Consider the following 20,987-nt stretch of genomic DNA (forward strand, 5'->3'; position numbering starts at 1 on the left):
GCGGATCACGCGATCCGCCGCGGGATGGGCTCAGCGCTTCTTCTTACCGCTGGGCCGACCCTTCGAGCCGCCCCGGCGGGGCTGTTGCCGCGGACCATTCTGCACGACCCGGACACCGGCCCCGACAGAGGATGCCTCGGCCTCGGCCTCGCCGTCGTCGTCGGGCAGCTCGGCGACCTCGACGTCCGGCTTGGCCTTGCGCTTCGGGCTGCTGGCCTTGGCCGCCACCCGCTTGGCCAGCGTCTTGTACTTCTCCTGCCGCTCCTGCAGGTCGGCGACGATCGGCGTCGCGATGCAGATGGAGGAGTACGCGCCGGCCATCATGCCGACGAACAGGACGAGGGCCAGGTCCTTCAGCGTGCCGGCGCCGAGGACGCCCGCGCCGATGAACAGCAGGCCCGCCACCGGCAGCAGCGCGATGACCGAGGTGTTGATCGACCGGACCAGGGTCTGGTTGACCGCGAGGTTAGCCGCCTGGCTGTAGGTCATGGTGTTCGAGGTGGTCAGCGACCGGGTGTTCTCCCGGACCTTGTCGAACACGACGACCGTGTCGTACAGGGAGTAACCGAGGATCGTCAGCAGACCGACGACCGAGGAGGGCGTGACCTCGAACTGCACGAGCGAGTAGACGCCGACCGTGATGAGGATGTCGTGCGCCAGCGCGATGATCGCCGCGACCGCCATCCGCCATTCGAACGCGACCGACAGGTAGATGATGATCGCGACCAGGAAGATCAGCAGGCCCTGCAGCGCCTTCTGGGAGATGTCCTTACCCCAGCTCGCGCCGACGCTCTGCGGGCTGACGTCGTCGGCCTTGGCCAGGTGCAGCTTCTGCTGCACCGACACCTGCACCTTGGCGATGTCCTCCGAGCCCAGGCTCTCCGTCTGGACCCGCCAGCCGGTGCCGGTCTTCTGGACGATGGGGTCTTCCTTGACGACCCCGGAGTCCTTGACCGCCGCGCGGGCGTCCGAGGTCGTCACGCCGGACTTCGTCGGGAACTGGAAGACCGTGCCGCCCTTGAACTCCACGCCGAAGTTCAGGCCGAGCGTGAGCAGCGAGACGACGCTGACGACCAGGATGAGCCCGGAGATGGCGTACCAGGTCTTCTGCCGCCCGACGAAGTCGAGCGAGACCTCACCGCGGTGAAGGCGGCCGCCGATGTTGCCCAGCCGTGACATCAGGCCTCCTTTGTGCTGGCAGGACGGGCGGTGACGCGCTTCTTCACGCCCAGCGTCGTCGGATCGAGGCCGGACCATCGATGGCCGCGACCGAAGAACTTCGTGCGGGCCAGCAGCGTGACGAGCGGCTTGGTGAAGAAGAACACCACGACCACGTCGATCAGAGTAGTGAGCCCGAGCGTGAACGCGAAGCCCTTCACCCCGCCGATGGCGAACCAGTACAGCAGCAGGGCCGCGATGAACGACACCGCGTCGGCGACGATGATCGTGCGCCGGGCGCGCACCCAGCCGCGTTCGACGGCGGTCCGGAGGGTCCGGCCCTCACGGACCTCGTCTCTCAGGCGTTCGAAGAACACGACGAAGGAGTCCGCGGTGATACCGACCGCCACGATCGCACCGGCGATGCCGGCCAGGGACATTCGGAAGTCGATGAACTTGCCGAGCAGGACGATGGACTCGTAGGTGATGATGCCCGCGATCGCGAGGCTGGAGATCGCGACGAACCCGAGGCCGCGGTAGTACATGAGGCAGTAGAGCACGACCAGGCCCAGGCCGATCGCGCCGGCGATGAGACCGGCGGTCAGCTGGTCCTTGCCCAGCGTCGCGGAGACCGACTCGAGCGAGCCCTGCTTGAACTTCAGCGGCAGCGCGCCGAACTTCAGCACGTTGGCCAGGTCGGTGGCGTCCTCCTGGTTGAACTGGCCCTCGATCTGCGCGTTGCCCGAGTTGATCGCCTCCTTGACGCCCGGCCAGGAGTAGACCGTGCCGTCGAGGACGATCGCGAAGTGGTTGCGGGTGTTGTTCTCCCCGAGCGCGGCGGCCTGCTGCGTGAACTTGGCGAACGAGTTGGTCGCCTGGCCGTTGAGGTCGAGGTTGACGGTCCACTGCATCCGGCCGTTCTGCGGGTCCGGCGGCAGCGCCTGCGCCTTGGTGACCTGGTCACCGGAGATCTTGGCCGGGCTCAGGATGAACTTGGTGTCGACCTTGTGGGTCTTGGGGTCGGGCCGGGCGCAGATCGCCGCCTGCTTGTTCGCGTCGAGCGTCTGCCCCTGGCCCACGTCGGCGCCGGTGCAGGTCAGCTTGTCGAACTGCGCCTTGACGGCCGGGTCGACGCCGGAGAAGTCCGCGCCCGTCTGCCCTTGTTGCTGCTGCTGTTGCTGCTGGAGCTGTTGCTGCAACTGCTGGAGCTGCTGCGGGGTGAGCGACTGGGTGGCCTTCGGGCTCGCGCCGGCCTTCCCCGACGTCGACGGCTTCGGCGTCTCCTTGGTGAGGGCCTGGGCGAGCGCGCGGCCCTTGGGCGTGGCGCTGGCCGAACCCGACGGGCTCGCGCTGCCGGAGGGCTTCGCGCTCCCGGACGGCTTGGCGCCGCCCTTGGTCTTGCCCGTGCTCGTCGGGGACGGGGTCGGCGTCGCCTTCGGCTGCGGGACGCCCACCTGCTCAGCCACGAGCACCTGGCGGAACTCCAGCTTGGCCGTGGTGCCGACGAGCTTGGCGACACGCTCCTGGCCCTTGCCGGGGACCTGGACGACGATGACGTTACTGCCCTGCTTGGTGACCTCCGCCTCGGAGACACCCAGGCTGTTCACGCGCTCACGCATGATGTTGAGCGCCTGACCCATCTCACCCTCGCCGATCTTGGCACCGGGCTTCGTAGGCTCCGCCGTCAGTGTCACGGTGGTGCCACCGGCGAGGTCAAGAGCCAGTTTGGGCGTCTTTTGGCCCTGCCAGAACATCACGCCCACCAGGGCCGCGACGATCACGAACAGCGCGAGAAGAGTGCGCCCAGGTCTTGGAACGTTTCTGCTAGGCGGAGCCACGGTCGTCTTTCGTCCTTTTTCTGCGGGTCAGGTGTAGGTCAAGCCGACGGCTTCTTGTCGGCCTTCTGCTCGTCGTCCTTCACCGTTTCTGCGGGCTTGGTGTCATCGACGACGGTCTTCGCCTCGGTCTTCGGCTCGATGTCGTCCTGCGCGACCTCGGCGTCGGCACCGTCCTTCGCTTCCTCGGCGACCGCCTCGGTCTCCTCGACCTCGTCGGTCTCCTCCTCCTCTTCTTCCTCATCGGAGGGGTCGTCGATCACCTGTCCGACGGCCTGCTTGACGAAGCGGGCCTCGACGCCCGGGGCGATCTCCAGGACGATCGCGTCGTCCTCCACGGCGGCGACCGTCGCGATCATGCCGGCGGTCGTCATGACCCGCTGGCCCGGCTCGATCTGGTTCTGCAGCTGGGCCTGCTGCTGCTGCCGCTTGCGCTGCGGGCGGATCAGCAGGAAATAGAAGACCACGACGATGAGGATCAGGGGCAGCAGCGACACCAATGGATTGCTGCCGCTCTTCGCCGCGGTGACATGAGTAAGCGCTGTGAGTGTTGTGTTGCCCTGCACCGGGGCGTCCTTCCGATGTGATGTGTTGAGCTCGCCGCCGACTATTTCGCGCCGCGAAGGCGTGTCATCTACTGACGGCGACCAAGCTCCGGAGTGTAAAGGAGTACCTGAAACCCCGGCAACGACGTGACGAACCCGTGTGCCGAGAAGTTCCCGTCACTCCTCCTCCACTTCGAAAAGCGTACCTGCCGCCGTGGGCGGTGGGGCGAGTCCGAGGTGCCGCCAGGCGGCCGGTGTCGCGATCCGCCCCCGCGGAGTCCGGGCGATGAGGCCTTTCCGTACGAGGAAGGGCTCGGCGACGACCTCGACCGTCTCCGGCTCTTCGCCGACCGCCACGGCGAGGGTCGACAGGCCGACGGGGCCACCGCCGAACTTCGTCAGCAGCGCGTCCAGCACCGATCGGTCGAGCCGGTCCAGCCCGTCGGCGTCCACCTCGTACAGCGTGAGCGCCTGCCGCGCGACCTCCACGGTGATCACACCGTCGGCGCGCACCTCGGCGTAGTCACGGACGCGACGCAGCAGCCGGTTGGCGATCCGGGGCGTGCCCCGCGCCCGCCGGGCGATCTCGGCAGCGCCGTCGTCGTCCATCCGCACGTCGAGCAGCCGGGCCGACCGGTGGATGATCCGCTCCAGGTCGGCCGGCTCGTAGAAGTCCATGTGGGCGACGAAGCCGAACCGGTCGCGCAGCGGCGCGGGCAGCAGCCCGGCCCGGGTCGTCGCGCCCACGAGGGTGAACGGGGCGATGTCGAGCGGGATCGCGGTCGCGCCCGGCCCCTTGCCGACGACGACGTCGACCCGGAAGTCCTCCATCGCGACGTACAGCATCTCCTCGGCGGGGCGGGCCATCCGGTGGATCTCGTCGAGGAACAGCACCTCGCCCTCGGAGAGGGTGGACAGCACGGCCGCGAGGTCGCCGGCCCGCTCGATCGCCGGGCCGGAGGAGATCCGCAACGGCATGCCGAGCTCGCTCGAGATGATCATGGCGAGGGTGGTCTTGCCGAGGCCGGGCGGCCCGGACATCAGCAGGTGGTCCGGCGGGCGGCCGCGCCGCAGGGCGCTGTGCAGGACGAGGGAGAGCTGCTCCCGGACCCGTGCCTGGCCGATGAACTCGTCCAGGCGCTTGGGCCGCAGCGCCGCCTCGATCACCTTCTCCTCGCCGTCGGCGATCGGCGAGACGAAACGCTCGTCGTCGCTCACGCGACCCCCCTGAGGCTCATCGGCTCAGCCTCCGCATGGCCATCTTGAGCAGGGCGGCGATGTCGGGGGTGTCCTGCCCGTCGATCTCGGCGGCCACCGCGTCGACGGCGGCGTCGGCGTCCTTGCCGGTCCAGCCGAGGTTGGTGAGCCCCGCGTGGACCTGGTCGCGCCAGGGCAGGGCACGGGTCACGAAAACGGGCGCGCCCGAGTCGTCGTCGACGGGCGCGCCGAGGCGGTCCTTGAGCTCGAGCACGATGCGCTGGGCGCCTTTCTTGCCGATGCCCGGCACCTTGGTCAGCGCGTTCACGTCCTCGGTGGCGACGGCGCGGCGCAGGGCGTTCGGCGGGTGGACGGCGAGCATGGCCAGCGCCAGCCGGGGCCCGACGCCGCTGGCGGTCTGCAGCAGCTCGAAGATCGCGCGTTCGTCGTCGTCGGCGAAGCCGTACAGCGTGAGGGAGTCCTCGCGGACGATGAGCGAGGTGGGGACGTGAGCCTGGTCGCCCACCCGCAGGCCGGCGAGCGTGGCCGGGGTGCACTGCACCGACAGGCCGACGCCGCCGACGTCGATGACGGCGCCGTCCGGCCCCGCACCGGCCACCTTCCCGCTGACGAATGCGATCACTGCCCTGTCCCTCCGCGCACCGTGGAGCCGCCGGCCCTCACCTGTCGACTCCGTACTGTCTCATCCTGGCCGCCTGGATGCGCGCCTGAGCGCCGCCACGCCAGACGTGGCAGATCGCGAGCGCCAGCGCGTCGGCGGCGTCGGCGGGCTTGGGCGGCGTGTCCAGCCGCAGCAGCCGGGTCACCATGCTGGTCACCTGGGCCTTGTCGGCCCGGCCGTTGCCGGTGACGGCGGCCTTGGCCTCGCTCGGCGTGTGCAGCGCGACCGGCAGTCCGCGCCGTGCCCCGCAGACGATGGCGATGGCCCCGGCCTGTGCCGTCCCCATGACCGTGGAGACGTTGTGCTGGCTGAACACGCGCTCGACGGCCACCGCGTCGGGCCGGTAGTCGTCCAGCAGCTTCTCCAGGCCGCGCTCGAGGCCGATCAGGCGGGTCCCGATGTCGTCGCCGGGGCTGGTGCGGATGACGTCGACGGTCACGAGCCGCAGCTGCGTGCCCGGCGCGCCGTCCACCACGCCCACCCCGCACCGGGTCAGGCCGGGATCGACGCCGAGTACCCGCACGGCGACTCCTCTCCGTTCCGAACATCAGTTCGCAGCGAGGCTACTCGCCGCGTACGACTTCGGGCCGCCCGGGCCCCGGCGTGTCGCACGGGAATCAGAAGTAGTCGAGCATGTACGGCGTCCCGCCGAAGGCCGCGTCGAGGATCGCGTCGGCGGACGCGTCGCCCTCGACCAGGCCGGAGCGGCGCAGCCGGCGCAGCGGGACGCCCGCGTAGAGGGCCGCCAGCGCCCGGGCGGACAGCAGGAGGGCGTCCGGTTCGCCGTCCGTACGCGTGAGGGTGCCGCGGCCTCCGTCGACGCTCAGCCGCCAGGCCCCGGCGTTGCCCGGCCGCGCCTCGTCCGTGATCGTCAAGGGGACCTCCGCCGACAGGCCGACAGGGAAGCCTCGGGCGGCGACGGCCGCCGGCGCGTCGAGCACCCGCAGCATCCACGAGACGCGCTTGACGTCTTCGGTGGAGCGGTCACGCAGCAGCCAGAAGAGAGGGTCGTCCGGGGCGACGCAGGCGTGGACGCTCCGGGCGATCGACGAGCCGGATCCGACCAGTGCCCACAGGGCCCGGGCGGTCTCCGGGGACGCGGCCGCGCAGCGCTGCACGCTGAGCTCTTGGCCGTCCGCGCTCCAGCCGTAGATGAGGAGGCCGTCCTCGGCCAGGTAGCCGAATATGTCGTCTCGGTCGAGGAGGTCATGGAAGAAGTCCTCGCCCCGGTCGATGGGCCCGCGGTCGCGCGCCTCGGCGTGCAGCCGGCGCAGCGTCGCGGCGACGTCGGCGGCATCGTCGGGTCCGACCCGCCGTACCTTCACCGGACCGGCGTCGAGCGTGCGCAGCGCCTCGGCCGCGACCGTGACGAAGTGCTGCGCGCCCGCGTGCTCGTACCCGACGGAGCGGTACACCGGCGCGGTGGCCGGGTACAGCGCCGAGATCGGCAGGCCGTCCATGAACTCCAGGAGGGCACGCGCGAGGCGGCGCCCGACGCCGCGGCCGCGTTCCTCAGGGGCGACGGCCACGCCCGCCACGCCGCCCATCGGAACCGCGCGGCCGTGCCACCACTGGTCGAACAGGTGGTAGCGGGCCGAGGCGACGAGCCGGTCGCCGTCGTAGATCCCGAGGACACGGCCCTGCCGCACGGCGGGGCGCGCGTGACGCAGGAACTGGGCCTGGTCACGCGGCCCGAAGGCACGCACCATCAGGTCGTATTCGGCACCCAGGTCCTCGGGTGCGAGCGCGCGGATGTCCACGTGGGTACGCTACGGCACCCGCGCTGTCGCCCGGTCGCTTCCCCCCGCCGCGCGGGATCAGGCCTCGATCTTCTCCATGATCTCGTCGGAGACGTCGAAGTTGGCGAAGACGTTCTGGACGTCGTCGCTGTCCTCCAGCGCCTCGAGGAGACGGAAGACCTTCTTGGCGGCGTCCTCGTCGACGGGGACGCTGACGCTCGGGAGGAAGTTGGCCTCCGCGGACTCGTAGTCGACGCCGGCGTCCTGCAGGGCCTTGCGGACCGTGATGAGGTCACCGGCCTCGCTGATCACCTCGAACGACTCGCCGAGGTCGTTGACCTCCTCGGCGCCCGCGTCGAGGACGGCCAGCATGACGTCGTCCTCGGAGGTGCCCTCCTTGGGGACGATGATGACGCCCTTGCGGGTGAACAGGTACGACACCGAGTTCGGGTCGGCCAGCGAGCCGCCGTTGCGGGTGAGGGCCGTGCGCACGTCGGAGGCGGCGCGGTTGCGGTTGTCGGTGAGGCACTCGATCAGCACGGCGACACCGCCGGGGGCATAGCCCTCGTACATGATCGTCTGCCACTCGGCGCCGCCGGCCTCCTCGCCCGCGCCGCGCTTGCGGGCCCGCTCGATGTTGTCGAGCGGCACGGAGTTCTTCCGGGCCTTCTGGATCGCGTCGTAGAGCGTCGGGTTGCCGTCCGGGTCGCCTCCACCGGTCCGGGCGGCCACCTCGATGTTCTTGATGAGCTTGGCGAAAAGCTTGCCCCGCTTAGCGTCGACGGCGGCCTTCTTGTGCTTCGTCGTCGCCCACTTGGAGTGGCCGCTCATTACGTTCCCTTCACCATGTCGAGGAAGAGCCGGTGGATCCGCGCGTCGCCGGTGAGCTCCGGATGGAATGACGTCGCGAGCAAGTGTCCCTGCCGGACCGCCACGATCCTACCGGCGGCGTCGCCGGACTCGGCACGACCGAGGACCTCGGCGTCACCGCCGACCGATTCGACCCACGGCGCCCGGATGAACACGGCGTGGAACGGCGTGTCGAGCCCGGCGACGTGGACATCGCCCTCGAAGGAGTCGACCTGGCGGCCGAACGCGTTGCGGCGGACGAGCATGTCGATGCCGCCGATCGTCTCCTGCCCCTTGGCGCCGTCGGCGATCCGGTCGGCCAGCATGATCATGCCGGCGCACGAGCCGTAGGCCGGCATGCCCTGTTCGATCCGCTTGCGCAGCGGCTCCAACAGCTCGAACGAGCGCGCGAGGCGCCACATCGTGGTGGACTCCCCACCGGGGATCACGAGCGCGTCGACCCGCTCGAGCTCCTCCGGGCGCCGCACGGCCTCCGTCGACGCTCCGCAGGACTCCAGCGCGCGCCGGTGCTCAAGGACGTCTCCCTGCAGCGCGAGCACGCCGATCGTCGGGACAGCAGCCACGAATCAGCCCTTCAGAAATGAGATGTACGGACAATGAGCCTAGTGCCTGTCATAACACCGGCAGCGTGCGACGATCTTCCCGCCCGTGTATCCCGTTCCTGGCCACGGCCGGAGCGCGCCCCCCTGCGCCCGCCGTTCCTGGCCACGGCCGGAGCGCACCCCCTGCGCCCGCCGTTTCTACGCCTCGACCGCGACGGCCCGCGCCATGTGCCGCAGCTCCGGTGTCAGGTCCCCGACGTCGATCACCACGTCGGTGACGACGGAACACGCCGGCCCACCGGGCCGGAACGACCCCGCGCACAGGCTCTCGGCCGCGCGGAGGGTCTCCACCGCGGCCCGCAGGTCCCGGATCTCCGCCTGCGCCCGTGCCACGTCGATCAGGTGGCGGCCGTGCGCCGTGCTCGACAGCTCGTCGGCACGCACCTCACCGGCCGACCGCAGCGCCAGGCCCGGCTCGTGCAGCGTCGCGTACGCGCGCGTCGCCTCGGTCGCGACCCGGGAGGGGCCGAACCCCACGTGATGATCGACCTGGTCGTGCTCGAACCGGCGTGCGGCCGATCCGGCGAGTCCGAGGTACTCCGTCGCGGGGGCGCAGCGATCCGCCGCGCAGGCCGCCGCCATGGCGGCCATCATCAGGTCGCCCCACACCGTCAGGTCGCGGAGGGCGGCCTCGCCCATCGACGGTTCGGTCCGCTGGGCGATCCACACCGCGTGGTCCTCCGACGCGCGGATGTGGCCCTCGCGGAGCAGGGTCCACGAGTAGGCGCCGTGCAGCATCTCCCACTCCAGCTCGTCGCCGCCGCCCTCCGCCGCTCGGATCGCGCGTTCGGCGGCGATCTCCGCGAGGTCGTACCGGCCGTAGTGCGCGAACACGCGGGCGGCGAGCTGGTGGGCCTCGGCGAGCGGCCCGGCCGCCATGGCCCCGATCTCGCCGGCCGCGAGGCGGGCCTCGCCGATCAGGCCTGGGAGTTTCCCGGCGAGACACGGCATGTCGCCGGACCGGCAGTCGTGCCAGGCGGCGTCGACGGCGGCGTCCAGCTCGGCGAGGTCGGGCGTCTCGCCGGCGTCATCGGCGTCCACGCCGGGCATCGAGTCGGCCGGCATGACCGCGTCGCCGACCTTCCGGACATGGTCGTCGGCGCGCTCCTCAGGCCGGCCGCCGAGCAGCCGCGCGACGCCGGCGCCCAGCGCGTCGGCCAGCCTCGTGAGCGAGGTGAGGCGCGCGGTCTCGCGCCGGCCGTGCTCGAGCTTCTCGATCAGGTCGACGTTCACTCCGGAGTCGTCGGCCAGCTCGTGTCTGGTCATGGAGCGCTCATCGCGAAGCGACCTCAGCCGGTCGCCGATGTTGTCGGGCTCGGTCACTGTTCCGCACCCCCCGGTGCCGCGGCGCTTTCCTTGCGAAGCCGATTTCAGCCTAAGACCGAATTTCCGCGCCGGACATCCTTAAACCCGAAATATGGCACTGCGCGCCGCTCAGTGCGCGTTTCCGCCCATCCGGGTCAGTGAACGGATCTTGAACCGCCGGAGCGACAGCTCAAGAGGCAGGAACCCGTCCCGGCCGCGCTCGCTGAGACCCCGGCCGAACAGCTGCTCACGGGCCAGCGCCAAGCCGTACTCCTCGTAGTCGAACGGCAGGGGCACGTCGGACGCGCCCTCGTCGATCGCCTTCCAGAAGGGCTGCTCCGCCGGAAGCCGCTCGCCGAGGTCGACGACGACGCCGTCCTCAGCGGTGACGAAGACGTCCCGCTTGGGCTGGTTGCGCTCGTACCAGCGGAACCAGCATCCGGACACCACGCTGTGCAGGACCAGCACGCCGCAGTGGGCGCCGGGCAGCGCCGCCGCGATCTGGTCGGCGAGGGTGCGGGCGGCGTCGTCGACGTCGTACAGCCGGCGGTCGCAGACGATCAGCGCGTCGCCGTACGCTCCGACGAACAGCTCGTCCTCGTAGGGCCAGAGCGCGAAGTCCAGGACCGTGTCGCCGCTCTCGACGACGGCCGAGTCCGGGTAGAGGCGCCGCGCCAGGTCCGCCGCGGCGTCCGGGTCCGGGATCAGACCCTGCCGAAAGGCGTTGACCGGATCGTCAACGCTCGCGCACGCCAGCGCGATAGACCACGCCATGGGTTTCGTCCCCTCCTGCGGCCACTGCACCGGTCCGCCCGCGGAAGCGCCACGCCGCCGGGCCCCCGACAGGGTAGCCCGCCCGCGCCGGGCTGGGGAGGCCCGAGGCGACCCGGATCCTCCCCCGGCCGCCCGGCGGACGGACGGCGCGGCGTACTCCTGTGCCCCTACCAGCCGCGCCCGGCAAGACGGTCCGACTCCGACAGCGTCGAGACGTTGATGCCCACCATCGCCTCACCGAGTCCCCGGGAGACCTTGGCGATGACATCGGGGTCGTCGTAGAAGGTGGTGGCCTTGACGATCGCCTCGGCGCGCTTGGCCGGGTCACCGGACTTGAAGATGCCCGAGCCGACGAACACGCCCTCGGCGCCGAGCTGCATCATCATCGCGGCGTCCGCCGGGGTGGCGATGCCGCCCGCGGTGAACATCACGACGGGCAGCTTGCCGGCCGTGGCGACCTCCTTGACCAGCTCGTAGGGCGCCTGCAGCTCCTTGGCCGCGACGAAGAGCTCGTCCTCGGGCAGGGAGCCGAGCCGCCGGATGTCCTGACGCAGCCGGCGCATGTGCGTCGTGGCGTTGGAGACGTCACCGGTGCCCGCCTCGCCCTTGGAGCGGATCATGGCCGCGCCCTCGGTGATGCGGCGGAGCGCCTCGCCGAGGTTGGTGGCACCGCAGACGAACGGAACGGTGAACGCCCACTTGTCGATGTGGTTCTCATAGTCGGCCGGGGTCAGGACCTCGGACTCGTCGATGTAGTCGACACCGAGCGCCTGCAGGACCTGGGCCTCGACGAAATGCCCGATGCGCGCCTTGGCCATCACGGGGATCGACACCGCGCTGATGATGCCCTCGATCATGTCCGGGTCGCTCATCCGCGAGACGCCGCCCTCGGCCCGGATGTCGGCGGGCACGCGCTCCAGCGCCATGACCGCGACCGCGCCGGCGTCTTCGGCGATCTTGGCCTGTTCCGGAGTGACGACATCCATGATCACGCCGCCCTTGAGCATCTCCGCCATCCCCCGCTTGACGCGGCCGGTGCCGGTCTCCGGAGTGGCGGTGGGCTGAGCGGGAGTGGCAGTGGACACGGGCTACCTCTTCGGAGAATCGATCACGCTTGTCGCTCTCCATGGTAGTTCGAGGTAGGACGGGTTTCGCCCCCGATGTCCGCTCCCCCAGCAGGTCCGCTCACGGGACCACGGGACGGCCCGCGTTGACGATGACGATCCACACCTGGCCCTGAGCGAATGTCATCGGCTGCCCCGACAGGGTGGTGAAGGTGGTGCCCTTGGTCTCGGAGGGGCGGGACCAGCGGGCGTCGTACGCCTTACCGTCGCGCAGCACCGTCGCGGTGCCGGTGCCGACCGTCTGGATCAGCGGGGTGTAGTTGCCGAGGAAGTCGTGGAACGGCGACCTCGTGGTGCGGGCCCGCTGGACGACGATCGTCTGACCGCCGAGCTGCCCGCCCTCGGCCGCGCGGTCCGGGCGGCCGTCCTGGGACGCGAGCCAGCGCCGTTCCTTCGCCGACCAGCGGAAGACGAACGACGTCGAGGGGAAGCGCGCGGTGAAGGACGTCGCCGGGGTGCCGCCGGACGGGGCGGGGCCGAAACGGAAGCCGATGTCGCGGGCCTTGGCGGCCGACGTCGCCTTGGCGAGCAGCTGCTTCGGCGACGCGTACAGGTTGTACGGCGCCGGGTTGGGCCCGCGCCGGGTGTACGCGCCGCCCGTCGTGTCCGGGGAGACGTCGATCAGCGGGGCCCGGGCGAGGTAGGGCTTCATCTTGCCCTGGACGCCGGAGTACGCGAAGGCCGGACGGCCGAACTGCGGCAGGATGTGCAGGTCGGAGATCCGGGCGCTGCGGACCGGCCCGACCAGCGGCGGAAGGGTCGAGGAGAAGACCGCCATGACGCGGGAAAGGCCGCCTTCGACCTGCTCGACGTAGACGATGTCGGCCGACCGCAGGCCGCGCTGCGGCTTGGCCGACCGCGTGTTGTCGACCTTCACGGCCAGGACCGGCCCGTTCTGGGCGCCGGGGCGCCCGGTGAAGGGGTGGCCCGTCGTCGGGTTCGGGGAGGACGTCGCCGACGCCACCGGAGTGTCCGCGGTCCTCGGCGGGGCAGCGGCGTCGTTCTTCTCGCCCGAGCACGCGGAAAGCGCAAGGGCGCCGAGCGCGGCGGCGCTCAGAACGGCGGTGTACGGCCTGCTATGCAACTGGAGATCGGACATAAGGCGTCCTCTCCCACCAAATCGGAAGGTGTCCCTAACTGGCGAGCGTAGCGGGTCAGCCCGACCGGACGGTGTCGGCGGACGTCTCGGGCGGGGCGTCGTCGATCTCGAAGAACTCCGGGAGCGGCGCCCGGCCCGCCAGGTGCAACGCGCGGGGCAGGAGCTTGCGCCGAGCGGCGCGGGTCGCGGTCACCGCGTTGTTGTAGAAGCTGCGAGCGTACGCCACCTTCCGTACGGCCTCGTCGAGCTCCTCGAGCAGCGCCGCGCCGTCCCCGCGGCCGACGAGGGTGTCGCGGAATCCCGGCTGCCCGACGACGGCCCGCAGGGCGCGGGACAAGTCGCTCTCGGCGAACTCCCGGTTGTCGGGGTCGGCGATGCGGGCCTCGTGCGCGGCGGCGGCCAGCAGCAGGCTGGTGGCCGGGTCGAGCAAGCGGGAGGCGGCGAGCTCGAGGGCGACCGCGGCGCGCCGGACCAGCGCGACGTCGAGCCCGGCCCGTGCGGTCTCCAGGCGGACGTGCAGCCGGTCGATGCGGGTGGCGCGCCAGGACACGTACACGCCGAGCAGGACGACGACCGCGGAGATGAGCGCGATGTTCAGCAGCGTCTGGTACATCGTCAGATCACGGATGTCTCGACGACGGTGGAGTCCCCGGCCACGGTCTCGTACACCCGCACGACGTCGCGGGCGACCGTCGACCAGTCGTAGGCGCGCACGGCGGCCTTGGCCTCCGCGGACAGCTGCTTGCGGCGGGGCGCGTCGTCCAGCAGCTCGCCCGCCGCGACGGCCAGCGCCTCGGCGTCACCGACGGGGAACAGGGCCCCGGCCCGGCCGTCGAGCAGCACGCGCCGGAAGGCCTCGATGTCGCTGGCGAGGATCGGCGCGCCGGCCGACATCGCCTCGGCGAGCACGATCCCGAAGCTCTCCCCGCCGGTGTTCGGCGCCACGAACACGTCCACGGAGTGCAGCGCCCGCACCTTCTCGGCCTCGCTGACCATGCCGAGGAGGACGACCCGGTCGCGCAGCTCCGGCGACACCCGGGCCAGGATCTCCTCGGTGTCGCCGGGACCGGCGAGCAGCAGCCGCAGGCCAGGACGCCGCCGCCCGAGGATCTCGAAGGCGGACAGCAGGATCGGCAGGCCCTTGCGCTGCTCGTCCATGCGGCCGAGGAAGCCGAGCGCGCCGTCGTCCCCGGGCCAGCCGGGCAGCGGCTCGGCCATGGCGTAGCGCTCGGTGGTCACGCCGTTCGGGATGAGCACGGCGTCGCCGCCGAGGTACTCGACGAGCGTCTTGCGCGCCTTCTCCGACACCGCGATCCGCGCGGTGATCTTCTCCATGGCGCTCTGCAGGATCGGGCGGCCGCCGACAGCGCCCGGGACCGCTCGAACGACGCGTGGAAGGTGCCGACGATGGGCCCGTCGGCGGCCCAGCAGGCCAGCAGCCCGAGCGACGGCGCGGCCGGCTCGTGGACGTGGAGGACGTCGAACCCGCCCTCCCGGATCCACCGGCGCACGCGGCTCGCGGACAGGAACCCGAACGCCAGCCGCGCCACCGAGCCGTTGAAGGGCACCGGGACGGCCCGCCCGGCGGGTACGACGTACCAGGGCAGCGGGGTGTCGTCGTCGGCGGGCGCGATCACCGACACCTCGTGGCCGAGGGCGAACAGCGCCTCGGCGAGATCACGGACGTGCTGCTGCACGCCGCCGGGAACGTCCCAGGTGTACGGGCAGACGATGCCGACCTTCACCGATCGCCCGTCCTTTCCGGCGCCTCGGTCGTCACCTCAGGTCACCCGAGGTCCTCGACCCAGACGCGCTGGAGCATGTGCCAGTCCTCGGGGTGGGCGGCGATGCCGTCGGCGAACACGTGCGCGAGGGACTGCGTCATCGCCTGGACCTTGTCCAGGCGCTCCCCCTCGTCGGGCACGCGGATCTCCTCGTGGACGCGAACACCCCACTCGCGTCCTTCGTACCACAAGGTGACCGGCCGGAGCGCGGCGCCCGTCTCGATCGCCAGAGCGGCGGGCCCGGCGGGCATCTTCGCGGTCCGGCCGAAGAACTCGACCTCGACGCCGCTCGCGGTGAGGTCGCGGTCGGCGACCAGGCAGACCAGCCGGGCGTCGCGCAGCCGCGCGGCGAGGGTGCGGAAGACGTCACCGTCGCCGCCGGTGGCGGGCAGCACCTCCATGCCGAGATCCGCCCGGTAGGCGACGAACCGGTCGTACAGCGACTCGGGCCGCAGGCGCTCCATCACCGTCGTGAACGGCACCCCGGACAGCGCGATCCAGGCGCCCGCGTGGTCGTAGTTGCCCATGTGCGGAAGCGCCACGACGACGCCGCGTCCCTCGTCGAGATCCGCCCGCAGGTGCTCGATCCCGGTGATGCGCATGCCCGAGTCGATGCGCTCTCGGCTCATCGCGGGCAGCCGGAACGCCTCCATCCAGTAGCGCATGTACGAGCGCATGGCCTGGCGGCTCAGGTCGCGCAGGGCCTGCTCGGAGACCTCCGGGCCGACGACGCGTCGGAGGTTCTTCTCCAGTTGCCGCACGCCGCGGCCGTGCTTTCGCCACGTGCGCTCGGCGATCAGCATGAAGATCTCGTGCGCGACCGGCTCGGGCATCCGCCGTACGGCCGCCCAGCCGAGCGCGTACGCGGCGTCCGCCGCCTCGTCCCTCACGGCTGCTCGCTGACCTCGAGCTGCTTGCGCACCGCGACGAACCGCTGGACGACCGTGATCGCGCTGGCCAGCGCCAGCAGCCACAGACCGATCACCAGGACGTACGGGACGCCGAGCCCGTCGAGGCCGATCGCGACCAGGCTGACGATGAGCCGCTCGCCGCGCTCGGCGATGCCGACGGTGGCGCCGACGCCGATCCCCTCGGCGCGCGCCCGCGCGTACGACACGAGCGCGCCGGACACCAGGCAGAACAGGGCGAGGCCGACGATCAGCAGGTCCTGGTGGTCCTGCCGGGCGAACCGGAGGATCAGCCCCGAGAAGATCGCCGCGTCGGACAGCCGGTCCATGTTGGAGTCGAGGAAGGCCCCGAACCGGCTCGTCTTCCCCGTGACCCGGGCGACGGCGCCGTCGAACATGTCGAAGAACACGAAGATCGTGATCACGACCGTTCCCCAGAAGAACTCGCCGCGCGGGTAGAAGCCGAGCGCCCCGCCGACGACCCCGAACGTTCCGATGATGGTGATCGCGTTCGGGGTGAGACCCGTACGGGCCAGCGCCCGGCCCACCGGCGTGATCACACGCGAGAGCGCCGGCCGCAACTGGTTGAGCATTGCCATCCTCTGATCGTGTTTGGCCGCGATTTCATCGCCCCGTGGCCATAGCCGCGCCATCCCCCGGGCGGGCCAATCGTAGTGCGTGACGTCGGCGCAGGTGGGAACGGCAGATATCAGACAGGCCTCAACCCGTTGGCGGTCACCCCTTGAGATATGAGGCCATGGCGGTAATGGTGGTGACCACGGGTGTGGCACCCGTCACACCCATTGTCCTTTGGAGGTGGGCACGTGGCGGACAAGTCAGCTCCCCAAGCCGCCGGCAGGGCACCGGCGGTCGACCAGCCCCAGAGCGTTCGCAACATCGCGCTGGTCGGCCACTCCGGAGCGGGCAAGACGACGCTCGTCGAGGCGCTGCTCGCTGCGACCGGTACGATCCAGCGCCCCGGTCGCGTCGAGGACGGCTCGACGGTCAGTGACTACGACGAGGTGGAGATTCGCCAGCAACGCTCGGTGAACCTCTCGCTCGCCTCGTTCCTCCACGCCGGGATCAAGGTCAACCTGCTCGACACCCCGGGCTACGCCGACTTCGTCGGCGACCTGCGGGCGGGCCTGCGGGCCGCCGACGCGGCCCTGTTCGTGATCTCGGCCGTGGACGGCGTCGACGGCCTCACCCGGATGCTCTGGGAGGAGTGCGCGCTGGTCGGCATGCCGCGCGCCGTCGTCATCACCAAGATCGACCAGCAGCGCGGCGACTTCGACGAAGTCCTCACCGCCTGCCAGGACGCCTTCGGCGAGGCCGTCCTGCCGTGCTACTTCCCGTGCGAGGCCGGGCTGATCGGCCTGCTCACCGGCAAGTGTTTCGACTACTCCTCCGGCGAGCGCGTCGAGCGCGACCCGGACCGGGAGTTCCTGGACCGCCTCGCGGAGCAGCGCGGCGCCCTCATCGAGGGGATCATCCAGGAGAGCGAGGACGAGACGCTCATGGAGCGCTACCTCTCCGGGGAGCAGATCGACGTGAAGGTCCTGATCGAGGACCTGGAGAAGGCGGTGGCGCGCGGCAGCTTCTACCCGGTCCTGGCCACGTCGGTCCCGCACGGAGACCATCCCGGGCCGGTGATCGGCATGCGGGAGCTGCTCGAGGTGATGACCCAGGCGTTCCCGTCGCCTCTCGAGCACGGCATCCCGGCGGTCACGAAGGTCGACGGCTCCTCGGCGGGCGACCTGGCCTGCGACCCGGGCGGGCCGCTGGTGGCCGAGGTCGTCAAGACCACGTCCGATCCGTACGTCGGCCGGATCTCGCTCGTCCGGGTGTTCAGCGGGACGCTCCAGCCGGACGACACCGTGCACGTCTCCGGGCACGGCCTGGAGGATCGCGGCCACGAGGACCACGACATCGACGAGCGGGTCGGCGCGATCACCGCTCCGCTGGGCAAGGCCCAGCGCACGATGTCGTCCTGCATCGCCGGGGACATCTGCGCGGTCGCCAAGCTGACCCACGCCGAGACCGGTGACACGATCTCCGCGAAGGACGCCCCGCTGCTGATGGCGCCCTGGTCGATGCCGGATCCGCTGCTGCCGACGGCGATCCGCGCCAAGTCCAAGGCCGACGAGGACAAGCTGTCCCAGGCGCTGGCCCGGCTCGTGGCCGAGGACCCGACGCTGCGGCTGGAGAACAACTCCGAGACCCGCCAGCTGGTGCTGTGGAACATGGGCGAGGCCCACGCCGACGTGCTGCTGGACCGGCTGCACAGCCGGTACGGCGTCGAGGTGGAGACCGTGCCGCTGCGGGTCCCGCTGCGCGAGACGTTCGGCGGTCCCGCGCCGGGCCTCGGCCGGCACGTCAAGCAGAGCGGCGGGCACGGGCAGTACGGCATCTGCCACGTCGAGGTGGAGCCGCTGCCGTCGGGCGAGGGCTTCGAGTTCGTCGACAAGATCGTCGGTGGCGTGGTCCCGCGGCAGTTCATCCCGTCGGTGGAGAAGGGCCTGCGGCAGCAGATGGAGCGGGGGGTCCTGGCCGGCTACCCGCTCGTCGACATCCGGGTCACCCTCCACGACGGCAAGGCGCACTCGGTGGACTCCTCCGACATGGCCTTCCAGACGGCCGGGCAGTTGGCGCTCAAGGACGCCGCGACCAAGACGCAGGTCCTGCTGCTCGAACCCGTCGACGAGGTGTCGGTGCTCGTGGCCGACGACTACGTCGGCGCGGTGATGTCGGATCTGTCGTCGCGGCGCGGGCGGGTCCTGGGCACCGAGACCGTCGCGGGCGGTCGCTCGCTGATCAAGGCGGAGGTCCCGCAGCTGGAGATCACGCGGTACGCCATCGATCTGCGGTCGATGTCGCACGGCACGGGGACGTTCAGCCGCTCGTTCCTGCGCTACGAGCCGCTGCCGTCGCACCTGGCCGAGAAGGTCGCCGCAGAGGCGAAGGAGTAGCGGTCCGCGCCGTGTCACCCGGGCGCCGGGCGTCCGGGTGACACGACCATGCTCAAGGCGGAGAAGCAATCCTTCCCCGGGATGACGCTTCGTTAACCCGCTGTTTGGGATGATCTCTACATGGATGAACCGGGGGCGGACGGCAAGGGAAGACGTGCGCTTCTACGCGCGCTGACGGTCGGCGGGGCGAGCGCCGTCGCCGGCGTCGCCATGGGAGCGGCCATCGACGACGCGGACGCGTCCACGCGGATCCCGGCGTCGGCGCCGGGTACCCCGCCCGGTGCCCACTGGCGGCCCCCGGAGGGCCACGTGGACGTCTTCTGGGCGGTCAACACGCAGCAGAAGCTCGTCGCGCTGACATTCGACGACGGGCCGCTGCCGAACTACACCCCGCTCGTGCACGACGCCCTGGACGAGGCGAAGATCCCCGCGACGTTCTTCCTGGTGGGCAAGCGCGTCGAGCAGCACGCCCGTCTCCTGCACGGGCGGATGGACCGGCACGAGGTCGGCAACCACACGTGGGCGCACACCAACCTGTCGCCGCTGAGCCTGCGCACCGCCTATCGCTCGGTCAAACGCACCCATGAAATGATCGTGCGCGTGACCGGCAAGGAACCCCGCCTCCTGCGCCCGCCGTGGGGCCAGCTGGGGGGCACCACCCTCCAGGTGGCCGGGCAGCTGGGGTACGACGTGGCGCTGTGGTCCCTGCTGATCACCGACCGCTCCCATCCGCACGACCCGAAAGGCCTCATCGACTTCGTCGTGGACTCCACACTGCCCGGCTCGATCGTCCTCGGCCATGACGCCGGAGGCGGCCGGTCGCGGTTGACCCTCGCCCGTGCGCTCCCGGAGATGATCAAGCGCCTGAAGAGCAAGGGCTTCGAGTTCGTCACGGTCTCGGATCTCATCGCCGCCAAGGCCGCGCCGGCGTCGCGCGGGACCTGACGAACGGGTGGGCGGTCCACGGCGACCCGCTGGAGAACCCATAACACCACAGGAAAATGGCGACGATCAGAACGAACACGTCACCTGGGCCAGGAGGGCGCACCATGTCCGCCCAGGCGACCCGGCTCTCCCGGCCCGGCCGGTTCTGGCGGTCCCTCAGCGCGGCGGGTGTCATCGCGCTGCTGCTGATCGCCAGCGCGTACGGGAACGACGACGACTTCCCGGTCGGGCCCATGGTGCAGTTCGCCTTCTCCATCCCGCCGGCGGGTGAGATCCGCTCGCACTGGCTGGAGGCCGACACGACGACCGGTGCGCACATCAAGCTGTCGATGTCCGCACTCGGCGCCGGCCTCAAGCGCGCGGAGGTCGAAGGGCAGATGGGCCGGTTCGTCCGCGACCCGTCGCTGCTTCAGGGCATCGCCGACGCCCAGCGGCGGCTGCATCCCGGGCAACCGGCCTTCTCGAAGCTCTACGTGATCATGAAGGTGACCAAATTGGACCACGGCCGGCGGGCGACACCGTACAGACGGTCGTCACCTGGAACGTCCGGTGAGCGAGATCGCCGGCACGGCGGCCACTCCTTGGGGACGCTGGTGGTACGCCCCCATGCCGACGGCCCGCATCGCCGTGATGCGGGCGATCGTCTACGTGTTCGTGCCGATCGACGTGCTGTTCCTCACCAGCAGCGCCGTCGTCCACGCGTACCTGCCCGCGGACCTCTACCGGCCGGTGCTCATGGCCAGGATGCTGCACATTCCGGCGCCGGTGCCCTGGGCGATGGAGACGCTGCGCGTCGTCCTCATCGTCGGCAGCCTGATCGCGGCCACCGGCCGCCTTCCGCGGCTCGCCGGCGGCGTCGTCGCCGTGGGCTACCTGCCCTGGGTGCTGATCAGCATGTCCTACGGCAAGGTCGACCACGATCACCTCGCCCTGGTGGTGGCGCTCATCGTCCTGCCCACGGCCGGCCGGGCGCGGTTCCGCGACACCGACCGGTCCGAGGCCGCCGGATGGACGATCCAGGCCATCCGGATCGCGGTCGTCTCGGCGTACTTCCTGTCCGCGTGGGCCAAGATGCGATGGGGCGGCTGGGGCTGGGCCAACGGCGAGACCCTCGAATGGGCGCTGGTCCGGCGCGGCACGGTGATCGGCCGGGCTGTCGCCGACCAGCGGTGGCTGCTGCACGCGAGCCAGTGGGCGACGCTGGTCGCCGAGACCGCCTCACCGCTGCTGCTGTTCACGCGAGGCCGGCTGCAGCTGGCCGGGATCGTGTTCTTCCTGGGGTTCCACCTGACGACCGAGATCCTGATGTCGATCCACTTCCTGCCGCAGGTGATCTGCCTCGTGGCGGCGTTCACCCCGTGGGAACGACTCATCGAGGCGGCGCGGAGCCGTACCGTGTCTGCTGAACCGGTCACACCGGCTGCCCCCTCAACCGATTCGGCGACCTGACC

The 20,987-nt window shown here is 70.9% G+C and carries 22 protein-coding genes; 3 read left to right on the forward strand and 19 right to left on the reverse strand.

The window, feature by feature from the left end; translation table 11 throughout:
- Nucleotides 1-30: 30 nt before the first annotated feature.
- From secF to pgsA, 18 genes are all read right to left on the reverse strand, one after another.
- On the reverse strand, nucleotides 31-1,179 hold the full coding sequence (gene secF, locus ACYVF7_RS36195) for a protein translocase subunit SecF (protein WP_460349574.1): 1,149 nt from the start codon (nucleotides 1,177-1,179) through the stop codon (nucleotides 31-33).
- The gene (gene secD, locus ACYVF7_RS36200) at nucleotides 1,179-2,939 is read right to left on the reverse strand and encodes a protein translocase subunit SecD (RefSeq protein WP_460349576.1); all 1,761 of its coding nucleotides are present in this window, start codon (nucleotides 2,937-2,939) and stop codon (nucleotides 1,179-1,181) included. Before secD ends, secF begins: the two co-directional genes overlap by 1 nt.
- Nucleotides 2,940-3,034: 95 nt before the next feature.
- Nucleotides 3,035-3,559 carry a preprotein translocase subunit YajC gene (gene yajC / locus ACYVF7_RS36205; RefSeq protein WP_460349578.1) on the reverse strand — a complete coding sequence of 175 codons (525 nt, stop codon included), beginning with the start codon at nucleotides 3,557-3,559 and terminating at the stop codon, nucleotides 3,035-3,037.
- 156 nt (nucleotides 3,560-3,715) lie between these two features.
- Nucleotides 3,716-4,756, reverse strand: a complete 1,041-nt coding sequence (ruvB, locus tag ACYVF7_RS36210; RefSeq protein ID WP_460349579.1) for a Holliday junction branch migration DNA helicase RuvB — start codon at nucleotides 4,754-4,756, stop codon at nucleotides 3,716-3,718.
- 16 nt (nucleotides 4,757-4,772) lie between these two features.
- A complete protein-coding gene (gene ruvA / locus ACYVF7_RS36215; RefSeq protein WP_460349581.1) occupies nucleotides 4,773-5,378 on the reverse strand; it encodes a Holliday junction branch migration protein RuvA in 606 nt (201 codons plus the stop codon).
- A 37-nt stretch (nucleotides 5,379-5,415) separates the two neighbouring features.
- Nucleotides 5,416-5,940: a crossover junction endodeoxyribonuclease RuvC gene (gene ruvC, locus ACYVF7_RS36220; protein ID WP_460349583.1), complete on the reverse strand. Its 525-nt coding sequence runs from the start codon at nucleotides 5,938-5,940 to the stop codon at nucleotides 5,416-5,418.
- A 94-nt stretch (nucleotides 5,941-6,034) separates the two neighbouring features.
- Nucleotides 6,035-7,177, reverse strand: coding sequence for a GNAT family N-acetyltransferase (locus ACYVF7_RS36225; RefSeq protein WP_460349585.1), 1,143 nt, complete (start codon nucleotides 7,175-7,177; stop codon nucleotides 6,035-6,037).
- A gap of 57 nt (nucleotides 7,178-7,234) precedes the next feature.
- Nucleotides 7,235-7,987, reverse strand: a complete 753-nt coding sequence (locus tag ACYVF7_RS36230; protein WP_460349587.1) for a YebC/PmpR family DNA-binding transcriptional regulator — start codon at nucleotides 7,985-7,987, stop codon at nucleotides 7,235-7,237.
- Nucleotides 7,987-8,589, reverse strand: coding sequence for a pyridoxal 5'-phosphate synthase glutaminase subunit PdxT (gene pdxT, locus ACYVF7_RS36235; RefSeq protein ID WP_460349589.1), 603 nt, complete (start codon nucleotides 8,587-8,589; stop codon nucleotides 7,987-7,989). The genes ACYVF7_RS36230 and pdxT overlap by 1 nt, the downstream gene beginning before the upstream one ends.
- 177 nt (nucleotides 8,590-8,766) lie before the next feature.
- The gene (locus ACYVF7_RS36240; protein ID WP_460349591.1) at nucleotides 8,767-9,951 is read right to left on the reverse strand and encodes a helix-turn-helix domain-containing protein; all 1,185 of its coding nucleotides are present in this window, start codon (nucleotides 9,949-9,951) and stop codon (nucleotides 8,767-8,769) included.
- 111 nt (nucleotides 9,952-10,062) lie between these two features.
- Nucleotides 10,063-10,707, reverse strand: a complete 645-nt coding sequence (locus ACYVF7_RS36245) for a DUF6928 family protein (protein WP_460349593.1) — start codon at nucleotides 10,705-10,707, stop codon at nucleotides 10,063-10,065.
- Nucleotides 10,708-10,874: 167 nt separating this feature from the next.
- Complete coding sequence (pdxS, locus tag ACYVF7_RS36250; protein WP_460349595.1) at nucleotides 10,875-11,792, reverse strand: pyridoxal 5'-phosphate synthase lyase subunit PdxS; 918 nt, start codon at nucleotides 11,790-11,792, stop codon at nucleotides 10,875-10,877.
- A gap of 100 nt (nucleotides 11,793-11,892) precedes the next feature.
- On the reverse strand, nucleotides 11,893-12,930 hold the full coding sequence (locus ACYVF7_RS36255; RefSeq protein ID WP_460349597.1) for a DUF3048 domain-containing protein: 1,038 nt from the start codon (nucleotides 12,928-12,930) through the stop codon (nucleotides 11,893-11,895).
- A gap of 55 nt (nucleotides 12,931-12,985) precedes the next feature.
- Nucleotides 12,986-13,543 (reverse strand): hypothetical protein, encoded by a 558-nt coding sequence (locus ACYVF7_RS36260; RefSeq protein WP_460349599.1) that lies wholly within the window; start codon nucleotides 13,541-13,543, stop codon nucleotides 12,986-12,988.
- Nucleotides 13,544-13,545: 2 nt separating this feature from the next.
- Nucleotides 13,546-14,265, reverse strand: a complete 720-nt coding sequence (locus ACYVF7_RS36265; RefSeq protein WP_460349601.1) for a glycosyltransferase family 4 protein — start codon at nucleotides 14,263-14,265, stop codon at nucleotides 13,546-13,548.
- Nucleotides 14,166-14,675, reverse strand: a complete 510-nt coding sequence (locus ACYVF7_RS36270; RefSeq protein WP_460349603.1) for a glycosyltransferase family 4 protein — start codon at nucleotides 14,673-14,675, stop codon at nucleotides 14,166-14,168. Before ACYVF7_RS36270 ends, ACYVF7_RS36265 begins: the two co-directional genes overlap by 100 nt.
- A gap of 41 nt (nucleotides 14,676-14,716) precedes the next feature.
- Complete coding sequence (locus ACYVF7_RS36275; protein ID WP_460349605.1) at nucleotides 14,717-15,604, reverse strand: phosphatidylinositol mannoside acyltransferase; 888 nt, start codon at nucleotides 15,602-15,604, stop codon at nucleotides 14,717-14,719.
- A complete protein-coding gene (gene pgsA / locus ACYVF7_RS36280) occupies nucleotides 15,601-16,215 on the reverse strand; it encodes a phosphatidylinositol phosphate synthase (RefSeq protein ID WP_460358319.1) in 615 nt (204 codons plus the stop codon). Before pgsA ends, ACYVF7_RS36275 begins: the two co-directional genes overlap by 4 nt.
- A 231-nt stretch (nucleotides 16,216-16,446) precedes the next feature.
- Between pgsA and ACYVF7_RS36285 the strand changes: the two genes are divergently transcribed.
- Complete coding sequence (locus ACYVF7_RS36285) at nucleotides 16,447-18,591, forward strand: elongation factor G-like protein EF-G2 (protein ID WP_460349608.1); 2,145 nt, start codon at nucleotides 16,447-16,449, stop codon at nucleotides 18,589-18,591.
- 120 nt (nucleotides 18,592-18,711) lie between these two features.
- Nucleotides 18,712-19,536, forward strand: a complete 825-nt coding sequence (locus ACYVF7_RS36290) for a polysaccharide deacetylase family protein (protein ID WP_460349610.1) — start codon at nucleotides 18,712-18,714, stop codon at nucleotides 19,534-19,536.
- Here the strand turns inward: ACYVF7_RS36290 and ACYVF7_RS36295 are convergent.
- Nucleotides 19,496-19,855 (reverse strand): hypothetical protein, encoded by a 360-nt coding sequence (locus ACYVF7_RS36295; RefSeq protein WP_460349612.1) that lies wholly within the window; start codon nucleotides 19,853-19,855, stop codon nucleotides 19,496-19,498. The genes ACYVF7_RS36290 and ACYVF7_RS36295 overlap by 41 nt on opposite strands.
- Nucleotides 19,856-20,085: 230 nt before the next feature.
- Between ACYVF7_RS36295 and ACYVF7_RS36300 the strand changes: the two genes are divergently transcribed.
- Nucleotides 20,086-20,985 (forward strand): HTTM domain-containing protein, encoded by a 900-nt coding sequence (locus tag ACYVF7_RS36300; protein ID WP_460349614.1) that lies wholly within the window; start codon nucleotides 20,086-20,088, stop codon nucleotides 20,983-20,985.
- Nucleotides 20,986-20,987: the final 2 nt, after the last annotated feature.

This window comes from Actinoallomurus acanthiterrae, from assembly GCF_054775715.1.